The organism is Bifidobacterium simiarum, assembly GCF_002802905.1.
Lineage (GTDB): Bacteria > Actinomycetota > Actinomycetes > Actinomycetales > Bifidobacteriaceae > Galliscardovia > Galliscardovia simiarum.
The window spans coordinates 159,599-171,991 of record NZ_PEBK01000001.1 but is presented as its reverse complement, the minus strand read 5'-3'; the positions used below and the strand labels follow the sequence as shown (position 1 = coordinate 171,991).

12 protein-coding genes and 1 CRISPR repeat array are annotated in these 12,393 nt (G+C 59.7%); of the genes, 4 read left to right on the top strand and 8 right to left on the bottom strand.

The features are described from left to right. Positions 1–24: 24 nt before the first annotated feature. The gene (locus CSQ87_RS00595; RefSeq protein ID WP_100511912.1) at positions 25–3,747 is read left to right on the top strand and encodes a phosphoribosylformylglycinamidine synthase; all 3,723 of its coding nucleotides are present in this window, start codon (positions 25–27) and stop codon (positions 3,745–3,747) included. 102 nt (positions 3,748–3,849) lie between these two features. On the opposite strand, the gene CSQ87_RS00590 is transcribed toward CSQ87_RS00595, so the two are convergent. The 4 genes from CSQ87_RS00590 to CSQ87_RS00575 all read right to left on the bottom strand — a co-directional run bounded on the left by CSQ87_RS00590 (position 3,850) and on the right by CSQ87_RS00575 (position 5,687). Continuing rightward, entirely contained in the window at positions 3,850–4,617 is a 768-nt protein-coding gene (locus CSQ87_RS00590; RefSeq protein ID WP_100511910.1) for an EcsC family protein, read from the bottom strand. Positions 4,618–4,851: 234 nt separating this feature from the next. Continuing rightward, positions 4,852–5,124, bottom strand: a complete 273-nt coding sequence (locus CSQ87_RS00585; protein ID WP_165776668.1) for a DUF4160 domain-containing protein — start codon at positions 5,122–5,124, stop codon at positions 4,852–4,854. Next, the gene (locus CSQ87_RS00580; protein WP_100511907.1) at positions 5,117–5,353 is read right to left on the bottom strand and encodes a hypothetical protein; all 237 of its coding nucleotides are present in this window, start codon (positions 5,351–5,353) and stop codon (positions 5,117–5,119) included. Before CSQ87_RS00580 ends, CSQ87_RS00585 begins: the two co-directional genes overlap by 8 nt. Before the next feature lie 121 nt (positions 5,354–5,474). Continuing rightward, positions 5,475–5,687 carry a hypothetical protein gene (locus CSQ87_RS00575; protein ID WP_165776667.1) on the bottom strand — a complete coding sequence of 71 codons (213 nt, stop codon included), beginning with the start codon at positions 5,685–5,687 and terminating at the stop codon, positions 5,475–5,477. 593 nt (positions 5,688–6,280) lie between these two features. On the opposite strand from CSQ87_RS00575, the gene CSQ87_RS00570 reads away from it, so the two are divergent. Then, positions 6,281–7,096 carry a helix-turn-helix domain-containing protein gene (locus tag CSQ87_RS00570; RefSeq protein WP_133122309.1) on the top strand — a complete coding sequence of 272 codons (816 nt, stop codon included), beginning with the start codon at positions 6,281–6,283 and terminating at the stop codon, positions 7,094–7,096. Between the two features lie 58 nt (positions 7,097–7,154). On the opposite strand, the gene CSQ87_RS00565 is transcribed toward CSQ87_RS00570, so the two are convergent. Further along, a complete protein-coding gene (locus tag CSQ87_RS00565; RefSeq protein WP_100511904.1) occupies positions 7,155–7,337 on the bottom strand; it encodes a hypothetical protein in 183 nt (60 codons plus the stop codon). Further along, positions 7,334–9,001, bottom strand: a complete 1,668-nt coding sequence (locus tag CSQ87_RS00560) for a Y-family DNA polymerase (protein ID WP_100511903.1) — start codon at positions 8,999–9,001, stop codon at positions 7,334–7,336. Before CSQ87_RS00560 ends, CSQ87_RS00565 begins: the two co-directional genes overlap by 4 nt. A 285-nt stretch (positions 9,002–9,286) precedes the next feature. Between CSQ87_RS00560 and CSQ87_RS00555 the strand changes: the two genes are divergently transcribed. Both CSQ87_RS00555 and CSQ87_RS11250 read left to right on the top strand, forming a co-directional pair. After that, positions 9,287–9,484: a hypothetical protein gene (locus tag CSQ87_RS00555; RefSeq protein WP_133122308.1), complete on the top strand. Its 198-nt coding sequence runs from the start codon at positions 9,287–9,289 to the stop codon at positions 9,482–9,484. Beyond that, entirely contained in the window at positions 9,481–9,867 is a 387-nt protein-coding gene (locus CSQ87_RS11250) for a type II toxin-antitoxin system YafQ family toxin (RefSeq protein WP_423734756.1), read from the top strand. Before CSQ87_RS00555 ends, CSQ87_RS11250 begins: the two co-directional genes overlap by 4 nt. A gap of 52 nt (positions 9,868–9,919) precedes the next feature. After that, a CRISPR array of direct repeats spans positions 9,920–11,107; the repeat unit is 36 nt; unit sequence GCTGGGAATTAGCATTCACCCCTCTTGATAGACTTG. Positions 11,108–11,157: 50 nt separating this feature from the next. Here the strand turns inward: CSQ87_RS11250 and cas2 are convergent. Continuing rightward, complete coding sequence (cas2, locus tag CSQ87_RS00545) at positions 11,158–11,490, bottom strand: CRISPR-associated endonuclease Cas2 (RefSeq protein ID WP_100512197.1); 333 nt, start codon at positions 11,488–11,490, stop codon at positions 11,158–11,160. Next, positions 11,490–12,392, bottom strand: a complete 903-nt coding sequence (cas1, locus tag CSQ87_RS00540) for a type II CRISPR-associated endonuclease Cas1 (RefSeq protein ID WP_100512196.1) — start codon at positions 12,390–12,392, stop codon at positions 11,490–11,492. Before cas1 ends, cas2 begins: the two co-directional genes overlap by 1 nt. Position 12,393: the final 1 nt, after the last annotated feature.

Genomic DNA, 12,393 nt, shown 5'->3' with positions numbered 1-12,393 from the left:
CTATCGTTTCGGAAGGATGATAGCGTGGTCTATCGCGTGTATGTAGAGAAGAAGCCCGGCTTTGACGTCGAGGCCCAGCAGCTGAAGGGCGAGCTCAACACCATCGTGGGCGTCGAGGGCCTGTCCGGCCTGCGGGTGATCAACCGCTACGACGTCGAGGGCATCAGCGAGGAGCTGTTCGCCCGCACCGTGCCCACCGTGTTCAGCGAGCCCCAGGTGGACGATGTGGCGTACGATCTGCCCGATTTCGGCGGCGCCCGCGTGTTCGCCATCGAGTACCTGCCCGGCCAGTTCGATCAGCGGGCCGATTCCGCCAGCGAGTGCATCCAGCTGATCAGCCAGGGCGAACGGCCGACCGTGCGCTCCGCCAAGCTGTACGTGCTCGAGGGCGATCTCGCCGACGATGACGTCGAGGCGATCAAGCATTACGTGATCAACCCGGTCGAGGCCCGCGAGGCGTCGCTGGCCACCCGCGAGACGCTGAAGACCAAGGTGCCGGTGCCCGGCAAGGTGGAGGTCATCGACGGCTTCCGCACGCTGGACGCCGAGGCCGGCCAGCGGTTCATCGACGAGCGTGGCCTGGCAATGGATCTCGCCGACCTCGAGTTCTGCCAGCGCTACTTCACCGAGGAAGGCCGCGACCCCACGATCACCGAGATCAAGGTGATCGACACCTACTGGTCCGACCACTGCCGTCACACCACGTTCGGCACGCGACTGGAGAACGTGACGATCGACGACGCCACGGTGCAGGCCGCGTTCGACAAGTACCTCGCCATCCGCCACGAGCTGGGCCGCGACGCCAAGCCGGTGTGCCTGATGGACATGGGCACGATCGGCGCCAAGTACCTCAAGGCGCACGGCGTGCTGAAGAACCTCGACGAGTCGGAGGAGATCAACGCCTGCACCGTCAAGGTGAAGGTGGACGTCAACGGCCACGACGAGGACTGGCTGTTCCTCTTCAAGAACGAAACGCACAACCACCCCACCGAGATCGAGCCGTTCGGTGGCGCGGCCACCTGCATCGGCGGCTGCATCCGCGACCCCCTGTCGGGCCGTTCCTACGTGTATCAGGCCATGCGCGTCACCGGCGCCGGAGACCCGACCGTGCCGGTGAGCGAGACGCTGCAGGGCAAGCTGCCGCAGCGCAAGCTGGTGACCACCGCGGCCGCCGGCTACTCCTCCTACGGCAACCAGATCGGTCTGGCCACCGGTCAGGTCGATGAGATCTACCACCCGGGCTATGTGGCCAAGCGCATGGAGGTGGGTGCCGTCGTGGCAGCCACCCCGGCCGATCACGTCCGTCGCGAAACCCCGGCCCCCGGCGACAAGATCATCCTGTTGGGCGGCCGCACCGGCCGTGACGGCATCGGCGGCGCCACCGGTGCCTCCAAGGCGCATAACGTGGAGTCCCTGGAGCTCGACGGCGCCGAGGTGCAGAAGGGCAACGCCCCCGTGGAGCGCAAGCTGCAGCGTCTGTTCCGCCGCGGCGACGCCTGCCGCCTGATCAAGCGTTGCAACGACTTCGGCGCGGGCGGCGTCTCCGTGGCCGTGGGCGAGCTGGCCGACGGCCTGTACGTGGATCTCAACGCCGTGCCGAAGAAGTACGAGGGTCTGGACGGCACCGAGCTGGCCATTTCCGAGTCTCAGGAGCGCATGGCCGTGGACGTGGCCGCCGAAGACGTGGACGAGTTCCTCGGCTATGCCCGCGAGGAGAACCTCGAGGCCACGGTGATCGCCACCGTGACCGAGGATCCGCGCATGACCATGGTGTGGAACGGCGACGCGATCGTGGATCTCAGCCGCGAGTTCCTCGCATCCAACGGCGCGCCGAAGCATCAGGACGTGCACGTCAAGGCCCCCGAATCGTATGAGACCCCGTGGATGGCCGGCTCGCTCGCCGACCGCATGACCAGCCTGGTCACCGATCTCAACGTGGCCTCCAACAAGGGCCTATCCGAACGCTTCGACTCCACGATCGGCGCGGGCACCGTGCTCATGCCGTTCGGCGGCCGCCGCCAGCTCACCCCGAGCCAGGCCATGGTGGCCAAGTTCCCGGTGTTCGGCGAGACCACCACCGCCTCGGCGATGGCATGGGGCTTCAACCCGTACATCATGAGCCGCAACCAGTTCACCGGCGCCTACCTGTCCGTGGTCGAGTCCATCGCCAAGCTGGTGGCCACCGGTTTCAAGCGCGAGAACGCCTACCTGAGCTTCCAGGAGTACTTCGAGAAGCTGCGTGACGAGCCGGAACGCTGGGGCAAGCCGATGGCCGCGGTGCTCGGCGCGCTCATGGCGCAGGTCGATCTCGGCGTCGGCGCGATCGGCGGCAAGGACTCCATGTCCGGCACCTTCGAGCATCTGGACGTGCCGCCCACGCTGATCAGCTTCGCCGTGGCCTGCGGCCCGATGGGCAACACCGTCTCCCCCGAGTTCAAGAAGGCCGGTCACACGCTGGTGCGCATCGCCCCGCGTTATCAGGCCGACGGACTCACCCCCGATCCGGAGAGCCTGATCGAAACGCTGTCCGTGGTGGAGGGCCTGATCGAGGACGGCATGGTGGCCGCGGCTGCCACGCCCGGCTACGGCTGCACCGCCGAGACGCTGTTCAAGATGACCGTGGGCAACCGCATCGGCGTGGCGCTCGACCCGTCGATCGCCGTGGACGACCTGTTCACCCCGGCGTACGGCAGCTTCGTCGTGGAGCTGGCCGACGACGCCAAGCTGCCGCCCGTGAGCAATCTGGTGTGCATGGGCCGGATCGGCGAGACCACCGAGGCCTACGAGTTCTCCGCCGCCGGCGAGACGCTCGACCTCGCCACGCTGCAGGAGGCGTGGGAGCACGGCATCGAAGAGGTGTTCCCGTACCGAGGCAAGGGCGAGGCCGTGGAGACGGTGAACTACACCGCCGGCCGCAAGGTGAGCCACTCCTCCGCCACGATCGCCAAGCCGCGCGTGATCATCCCCGTGTTCCCCGGCAACAACTGCGAGTACGATACGGCCGCCGCGTTCGAGCGCGCCGGTGCCGAAGCCTCCACGCTGGTGATCAACAACCTCACCCCCGAGGCCGTGGCCGAAAGCACGCAGGCGCTGGTCGACGAGATCCGCCGCAGCCAGATCGTGATGATCCCCGGTGGCTTCTCCGGCGGCGACGAACCCGACGGCTCCGCGAAGTTCATCACCGCGTTCTTCCGCGCCCCGGCCGTCACCGAGGCGGTGCGCGACCTGCTGAAGAACCGCGACGGTCTGATGCTGGGCATCTGCAACGGCTTCCAGGCGCTCATCAAGCTGGGTCTGGTGCCGTACGGCGACATCGTGCCGATGACCGACGCCTGCCCGACGCTGACGTTCAACACCATCGGCCGCCACCAGAGCCGACTCGTGCGCACCCGCGTGGCCTCGAACCTCTCCCCGTGGCTGGCGAAGACCGAGGTGGGCGACGTGCACACCGTGGCCATCTCGCACGGCGAGGGCCGCTTCGTCGCCTCCGACGAGGTGCTGGCCGAGCTCAAGGCCAACGGTCAGATCGCCACGCAGTACGTGGACGAGGCCGGCGTGCCGAGCATGGATCTGGACGTGAACCCGAACGGCTCGCTGCTCGCCATCGAGGGCATCACCAGCCCCGACGGCCGCGTGTTCGGTAAGATGGGCCACTCGGAGCGTAGCGGCAATGGCCTGTACCTCAACGTGCCGGGCAACAAGTACCAGCCGATCTTCGAGGCCGGCGTCGAGTACTTCACCGCCTGATAGCCGGGCTGCCGATTATCGCCGATAATCAAAAGGGCGTTGTCGCCGGAGCATGATGACTCCGGCGGCAACGCCCTTTTTGTCCTTTTTTCGATGATCGGATCAGTCGATCTGCTTGAGAATGAAGGCGTTGTAGGCGCGATCGGCGATGACCTTCGTGCCGGCGAAATCCATGCCGGCCCCGACCAACGCTCCGGCGACCGGCACGACCTTCACCAGATTGACCGTTCCCGTGGTGCCAAACTTGGTCAGCATCCTGAATCCCACCTTCTTGTTGATGGAGGTCAGTACCGAGCCGGGCAGCTTCTTCAGCATGCCCATGGTGACCTTGTTCGCCACTTCTATGCCGGTCTTCTTCACCGTATCCGTCACGGAGGTACCCACGAGGCACAGGTAGGCCAGCGTCTGCACCTCATCCTCATGGGTGTCGTAGCCTCCCATGTAGGCAAGAGCCGCGACCATGCGCATCTGCACGTAGATCACGCTGCTGATGTTGGCGGGGATGGACACCGGCAGGGTCAGCAGCCCGCCAAAGCCGGTGACGAACCCGGAGGTGGAGCATTTGGCGATCTGATTGGCGATGAACCGTTTGGCCGCCTTCTCCGGCGAACCGTAACGATCCAGATATTCCTGCGCCATATCGTCGCTGCTTTTGCTCACCTTGGGAATGCCGTTCAACGCCGCGTCGTAGCATTTGTCGAGGATTTCAGACATCTGCTCCTGCGTGAGCACGGTGGAGCCGATGTTCTGCACGGTCTCCTTGACCTTGTTCGCCGTATTGGCGGCGCTGGCCGCGGCTCCGGACGCGGCTTTGCCCACGCCGTCCGCCACATTCTTCGCCGCATTGCCTACATTGTCGATCACGCTCATGATCGTCTCCTTAGCCTGATGGTTCACAACCCCCGGCATCACTGCCCTACAGTCATGGTATGGGGGGGCAGTACTTTTCACCGCCATCAACAGCCATGTTTTCGCCGCGAGAACACACCCGGCATCCCCGCCGCGGGCGTCCATCGGCAAAGCCAACCAAGGTGGTAAGCGAATCCATACCGAATAGCGTGGCAAGGGATGCGCGGCACTCAACCGATCCCCTATATCCCCCGATCAACGATCAAAATGAATATCCTCACCGAACAGCCTTCGCCAAGCATCGACAACCTCATCGAATCCCCGGACCAGAGCCGCGTGTATCAAACGTATATGCTTCGGAGGAATTTTGCCATGATTATGGGATAGCGACACCGTACCATCCTCATGCAGCACGAATCTCGCCAAATCCCGCCGTCCTCCACGCGCCACATGAACGTGAACACCATGCTCCCGATCCAGTGTGCTGAAGTAGATGCTGTATCCGGCCAGAAAGAAGATCTCAGGCATCGGCATATTCCCGGTCGATGGCTCGAAAATCGTCGATCATCGGCTTCATCTTCTCGAACCAGTGATGTAGAAAGGGCTCCCCTGCCTTGCCGAACGTGGATGTCAGGATGTTGCCGTGATCATCCAACGTGGCGGTCCGATCGAAGCCGAGTTCGGACACCACCATCGTGGTGTCATCCCATTGGGTTTTGATCCCATCCATAATGAACACATTGTCTTCGGACATCATCGGTTCCTTTCCAATAGGGAACACCATCCATGATAGGTCCCCTGATTCGGTCAAGGCTTCCAATCGCCTCATCCAAAACGACAGAGCACCGGACTCGACCAAATCCTCGGTCAGCGTATGGTCATTCCTCGATTTCCGAAATGCTGTAGTCGATATTGTCCGCATCAGAGGAAAGCGGATAATCCCCCGGACTCGACATATGCAGCACCTCGCCCCCGGTCCTGTAGCAGCTTATCTGATACTGTGCGAATGATTCCGCTTCCGACATGGTATCGAATAGCTCGCCGCATTCCACATCCCCGTCCGGGTAGCACATAGTCACTTGATATTTCATCATTCCTCCTTGAATGCGTCTTCCTCTAGTATGACCGATCATACGAATCGACGTACGTAATGTTCGATGGCAAACCACCATATCCCAATGCGGACATTTCAAGTTCCTTGCCCGCCGATCGAATCCATCCTTCAGGAAGTCGACGCAGATGAGAATCGATGCGCAGTATACGCTCACATTCCGTGTCTGAGGAGCCAGACGGATCAGACAATATGGCGTCACAACCTTTTGCCAGATGATCCATAGGCGTGAAATCCCGGGTGTTGGGCTCGCTCGATTCCCGAGAACAGACATATGCGGCCACGCATGCTCCGACAGTGCCAATGCCAACGGCTCCCATGATAAGAACGGTTCGATGGTTACGCGCCCACCGTCGCGCTCGATCGTATCGCGATGAGCTCTCGGGAGAATTCTCCGCTGCGTTAATCATTTCGTCCATGACTTCCACAGTTCCTTTCCATTCATGCCGTATCGATATTCAAATTCGCGTGGCGCTTTGAATCGTCTTCTGCCTCCCACCATATTCGCGAATGGATTACCTCACCATGGGTTTTATAGTGCGTATGTCGTTTAAATATCAGTAAAATATACCCATGGCATGGGCATATCAAATACGACAATGGAACGAGAATCTGCGTAGACTTCAAAAAGAACGCAAGCTCACCCAGCAGGGTCTTGCCGATGAGATGAAGCTTCGGGGATTCGGCCGCTGCAAGGTCAAGGATGTCTGGCGATGGGAGCACGTATCCGCTGACGGCAAAGGATTCCCCTCATATATGAAGATGCTGGCATTGGCCGACTGCCTCGGCGTCGACGTTCCGTATCTGATGGGCGACATGGAAGCCCGACATTACGATGAGCAGGCCCTCGCCGACCGTCTGGGAATTGACCCCGGTGCGATCGCCCTGTTGCTGGAGCTCAAGCCCGAAATCATCGACGGCATAAGGGTGGAAAATGGATCAACCGTCATGTCCGAAATCATCGTGGACATGTTCGATCCAATGATCCGCAGTGATTACGAGCGTCTGGTGAAAGCCTATATGTGCAGAAGACTCTGCGACGACCCCCAAGAAGCCGAACAGGAACGGGAACGCGTGGAGCAGGAGATACGGCTTGACCGCTTTGAACTCGTGGAATCGTTTTCCTCCATGCTGCGACAACGATACGAAGCCCCCACCGCAATAGACGACTATCTCAGCGACAAGGGGAAGCAACAACTAGCGGAGCAACAACGACAGCAGAAAGTCAAAGAACAACGACACGCGAAGCTGATTCCTCCGGAGCGGATCGGTGAAATAGCACAGCACCTTTCGACTGTTAGCCGAACCGTGGAATCATACGGAAAGACCATCGCCACGATCCGCAATGAGGCCGCGGCACGCATACGCCAGCAAATCGCGGACCACTAATATCCCCTGCCGGCTTATCGAGACACCACACCCGGCATCGCATACCGACATCGGCCGATCATTCGCCGCGCTCGCGGACCTCCCTGGCGGTCTGGGCGATGATCTCGTCGTAGCCGGCGAGCGCGGCGAATGGCATGAACTGTGCGGCTCGGTTGCGCATCGGCATGTGGGGATGCTTCGTGGACCGGTGATGCGGCAGATCGATGATGTCATCGTATCGGCGCGTGGATTCGAATTTCATGCGGCATGGCCTCCGATCTGCGTGTGGCGCTGCAGTCCGGTGGCGCCCTGTTCCAGGTTCATGCCCTTGACCACGGCGTTCCGGCCGAATCGTCGTTTCACGTTCAATAGCGTCTCCTGCACCCGGGTCTCCCGATCGTCCGACGACCGCATGTCCGCGTCCTCGGTCTGCGTCGGTCCGGCTCCGCCCTCCCCCGCACCGACCGCCGACCCGTCCGTCTGCAATCCGCCGACATCCGTCAGCAATCCGTCGGCATCCACCGCGGCGACCGCGAACAGATCGGGCTGCTCATACCGGCGTTCGGCGTCAAGCTCCTCCTTCGTCCTCAATCCGCCGGCCACCACGGTGAGGCGTCTCACCTGCAGCAGCGGATTGACGATCCGGTCATACAGATCCGTCATGGCCTGCCGGATCCTCGTACCCGATGCCGTATGCCCGCCGAGGTCGATCGATCCGTTCGCCGGTTTGGGCACCCGACGCCCGTAGTGGTCCAGCGACACCGCGCCCGTATACTCCTTCGCCGCACGGACCGCGGCGGCCCGCTCCTCGTCGGTCGCGCACGAATCCAGCCGGGCGGAGTCCAGACTTCCGACGTCGTAGCCGACCATCAGGGCGATCCGGTCGGCCAGCACCCGTTTCTCCACCAGTTCGAGGGCGAGATCGTCGGCCATCTCCTTGACGATCAGCCGTCCCGTGGCGAAATCGGCCGGACCGGTGAGCACCTGACCGGAGCTGATGCTGTGATCGGCCGGGCGATACCGTTTGATGTCGGCGATGGTGCACGGCTCCCAGCCCCACGCGTGGTCGATGAGCAGTTCCGCGTTCACCCCGAACATGCGGTAGAGCAGATCCTCGTTGTGATAGTCCGAGGCGCGGCCGAGCGAACAGCGGGCGATGTCGCCCATCGTCATCAGCCCCTGCCGCTCCAGTTTGCGCGCATATCCGCGTCCCACCCGCCAGAAGTCGGTGAGCGGACGGTGCGACCACAGCATCCGCCGGTAGGATCGTTCGTCCAGTTCGGCGACGCGCACCCCGTCGGTGTCGGCGGGCATGTGCTTGGCGACGATGTCCATGGCCACCTTGGCCAGATACAGGTTCGTGCCGATCCCGGCGGTGGCGGTGATGCCGGTGGTGCGGTAGATGTCACGGACGATGGTCCGGGCCATGTCGTGGCCGGTCATGCCCATGGCCCGCAGGTATCCGGTCGCGTCGATGAACACCTCGTCGATGGAGTAGACGTGGATATCCTCGTCACTGGCGTATTTGAGATAGATCTCGTAAATCTTCGCACTGCAGTGCAGGTAGTGCGACATACGCGGTTTCGCGGCGATGAAGGCGGCCCCCAGCGTGGGATCGGCGGCCAGTTCGTCGGCGTCGAACGATTCGCCGGAGAACCGGTGGCCCGGAGAGTGCAGACGCCGTTCGGCGTTCACCAGCGACATCGTATGCTCGACCTCGAACAGTCGGGCGCGGCCGGGCAGGCCGTACGCCTTGAGCGACGGGGAGACCGCGAGGCAGATGGTCTTCGCCGTACGGGATCGGTCGGCCACCACCAGATTCGTGCGCAGCGGGTCAAGACCGCGTTCCACACACTCCACCGACGCATAGAACGACTTGAGATCGATCGCGATGTATGTGCGCGACCAATGGTTTCCGTCAGCCATTCCATCACCTCCCATCGGCGGATCCGCGCGGAACCGATTCCGCGGCGTTCTCCCCAGACTACCAGAACAATCGAACATTTGTTCTATGGATTGGGTGGCACGACGGCCGTGCCATTACGACGGATAGCACAGGCGACCCATTGGAGTTTTGGCCGGAATTCTGATATCCTCACCGATAGTTCAAGGCAATGACTAAAGCTGGGAATTAGCACTCCACCCTTGCCACCGAGAACATCGGCAAGCCGCACGAGCTAAGCTGGGAACAGTAACGAAAGGTGGTGCAGCATGTCCACATTGACCATGAAACGACGGGCCAGAAACATCGAGGCCGCGCAGCGCAGACGCACCAGCGAAGCCATCGCCGCCCTTTCCACCCAATTGAGCATCGGAAACGATCTGCCTACCGGCATCCGTCGATACCGTTCCAAAGAAGAGTTTCTGGCAAGCATTCGCGCCGTCATCGATAAGGTCGACGCCGAATGATCGAATACGATGCCACCGACTGGTTTTATGCAGATATCGCACGACTACGCAGATATCAGGCAATACTGGTCGATTCGGTCTATGATCTGCTCGATTTCCATTTGCTGGAATACGGCGGCGTTCCCGAATCGTGTAATCCGCATCGCCTCAAGATCGGCAGAGGATGCCTTACCGGATACATGGAATGTCACGTGGAAGACGACGTGCTTCTGATATACAAGGTCATCCACCAACATGTTCTCCTCGTACGACTGTGCACGCATTGGGAGTTATACCGTTGCGTCTTCGATTCGCACACATGGCCAGATCCGAAGGTCGAAGCGGAAGAAAAGAGGCTGCACAACATGACCGATCAGCGGATCGAAATTGAGATGTTCGAGTAGCAATACATCCTCTTGATAGACTTGACCGTTCGAGGAATCAGCGGTTTCCGCTGCTGGGAATTAGCATTCACCCCTCTTGATAGACTTGCCGGGTGCTCCCCGCACGCACAACACGGGCTGGGAATTAGCATTCACCCCTCTTGATAGACTTGCGCAACGCCTACGTGGGGGAACTCGCATGCTGGGAATTAGCATTCACCCCTCTTGATAGACTTGGTCCGCAAACCTCATAGGCACGACTGTCGCTGGGAATTAGCATTCACCCCTCTTGATAGACTTGGCGCATCACCAATCGCCTCCTCGAAGAGGCTGGGAATTAGCATTCACCCCTCTTGATAGACTTGGACCTCACACACCCACCCGCTAGGAACGGCTGGGAATTAGCATTCACCCCTCTTGATAGACTTGCACCGATGGCATTACGTCGATCGAACCAGCTGGGAATTAGCATTCACCCCTCTTGATAGACTTGGACGTCGGCGGCGTCAGCCTCCAGACGTGCTGGGAATTAGCATTCACCCCTCTTGATAGACTTGCGACCCCCGGTCGATGCGCCTCTCGTCCGCTGGGAATTAGCATTCACCCCTCTTGATAGACTTGACGCGGAACGACGCGCCAAGGAGACCTTGCTGGGAATTAGCATTCACCCCTCTTGATAGACTTGGTTCCAACCAGCTTGCCGGGGCTCGTGTGCTGGGAATTAGCATTCACCCCTCTTGATAGACTTGCCACTTGCGCACGGTATTCCAACGACGCGCTGGGAATTAGCATTCACCCCTCTTGATAGACTTGACCCCAAACAAGACCACGGTAAAGGAGAGCTGGGAATTAGCATTCACCCCTCTTGATAGACTTGGATGGCTGTAAGCGGAAAGTACCGACCAGCTGGGAATTAGCATTCACCCCTCTTGATAGACTTGGACACTGGACACGGTACGGGCCCAGCTCGCTGGGAATTAGCATTCACCCCTCTTGATAGACTTGTTGACCAACACGGCTACACCGATAAGGAGCTGGGAATTAGCATTCACCCCTCTTGATAGACTTGGCTAGCATACCCGTTAGTCGTGTTGTGTGCTGGGAATTAGCATTCACCCCTCTTGATAGACTTGGCCACGCCATGAACCCAAGGGACGCGAGGCTGGGAATTAGCATTCACCCCTCTTGATAGACTTGTCCTCGGCGCAAATCACCGATGCGATCAGCTGGGAATTAGCATTCACCCCTCTTGATAGACTTGTTAGCCCATCAGGAGGGGTTATTTTTCAACGGTTTCAAGGGCTTTTCCATTCAAAAAAGCGTAAATACCTCGGGCGTTTCCTTGGATTCATCCTGTTGCAGACCCGAAAATCTCAGAGCAGATGACCATTGATGGTCGCTGATATGCAGAACACGTACCATGCCTTTGGGAGGAAGATTCTCCTTGATGGCACGAACCGTAGCCCTGTTCCCGGCCTGAGTAGGCGTATACCGCGCATATACGGAGAACTGCACCATGCAATATCCCATATCAAGCAGCAAATTACGAAAATCAGTCGCATATTTTCTCTGTAGCTTCGTCGCCACAGGCAAATCAAACATAACCAGACACCACATACCACCACTATCCTCATCCGTTTTCATCATGCCCCCACATATTCCGGAACCGGCAATCGGTCGATCTTCTTCTCGCAGTACAGACCAAACTGTTGCGCGAAATCATTCAATGAGCTGGGAATGGTCAATCCGGTGCCGTTGAATTGCTGGTTCACCGAATCCACCAGATATCTCTTAACGTCCTTGTCGTTCAACGAATCCGTAGATTCGAGTTGTGCTACCGAATAATCAATAGCGGGGCGATACACTTCCAATAGGTCATCAGCCAAGCAGAAGTAGTTTCCTCGACCATGATGATTCACACCGATCGATGGAATCAGCCCGGAGGAGATGACCGCCTTGATCGTGAATCCTCTCAGTACCGTGTACGCATAATCCAATTGCGCGTTTCGGCCACTCCCCTTACCTGGAATTCTGGAGAATGACAGATCCTTAGGAAATACTCGTTTCCAATATTCTCGGGCAGCCTGTCCCTCGCAATTCGAGGGGTCACCAGATCTGACGGAAGCGGCAATAGCACGAAGAACACCTCCTCCTCCGATGCCCTGAGCATCAAGACATGCCGCCTGACCTCGAATTTTCGACTGGACGATGCGCGCCCACGCGTTCTTCCTCCGAGGAACGGACATGCCTACCTGAGCCAGTTGACGCTGCGTAACCGTCGTGGGAAGATCGGTCCAGGCGTGGAGCGCCGCATCCGGCACTCCACGCCAATCGCACAGCATGACGGACACGCCGAACCGTGCCATCTCATGCAAGACCGCGGCAGAACAGTCCACACGCAGACCCAGCAGAACGACCGCCACCTGAGCTAGTGGAACGTCCGCCGTACCTTCATTCCCATCCCGGCGTATCCGCATGTTGCCGCGAACATACGAGATCCTTCCTTGGAGCTTGGTACAATCAATCACTCTCCACTGGCTCTGCATG

What these genes read in the sequence shown, in the direction of transcription:
- CSQ87_RS00580 (WP_100511907.1), bottom strand. Translation starts at nt 5,353, where the DNA reads ATGATGTCCGAAGACAATGTGTTCATTATGGATGGGATCAAAACCCAA.
- CSQ87_RS00585 (WP_165776668.1), bottom strand. Translation starts at nt 5,124, where the DNA reads ATGCCTGAGATCTTCTTTCTGGCCGGATACAGCATCTACTTCAGCACA.
- CSQ87_RS00590 (WP_100511910.1), bottom strand. Translation starts at nt 4,617, where the DNA reads ATGAGCGTGATCGACAATGTAGGCAATGCGGCGAAGAATGTGGCGGAC.
- CSQ87_RS00570 (WP_133122309.1), top strand. Translation starts at nt 6,281, where the DNA reads ATGGCATGGGCATATCAAATACGACAATGGAACGAGAATCTGCGTAGA.
- cas1 (WP_100512196.1), bottom strand. Translation starts at nt 12,392, where the DNA reads ATGCAGAGCCAGTGGAGAGTGATTGATTGTACCAAGCTCCAAGGAAGG.
- cas2 (WP_100512197.1), bottom strand. Translation starts at nt 11,490, where the DNA reads ATGAAAACGGATGAGGATAGTGGTGGTATGTGGTGTCTGGTTATGTTT.
- CSQ87_RS11250 (WP_423734756.1), top strand. Translation starts at nt 9,481, where the DNA reads ATGATCGAATACGATGCCACCGACTGGTTTTATGCAGATATCGCACGA.
- CSQ87_RS00555 (WP_133122308.1), top strand. Translation starts at nt 9,287, where the DNA reads ATGTCCACATTGACCATGAAACGACGGGCCAGAAACATCGAGGCCGCG.
- CSQ87_RS00565 (WP_100511904.1), bottom strand. Translation starts at nt 7,337, where the DNA reads ATGAAATTCGAATCCACGCGCCGATACGATGACATCATCGATCTGCCG.
- CSQ87_RS00575 (WP_165776667.1), bottom strand. Translation starts at nt 5,687, where the DNA reads ATGAAATATCAAGTGACTATGTGCTACCCGGACGGGGATGTGGAATGC.
- CSQ87_RS00560 (WP_100511903.1), bottom strand. Translation starts at nt 9,001, where the DNA reads ATGGCTGACGGAAACCATTGGTCGCGCACATACATCGCGATCGATCTC.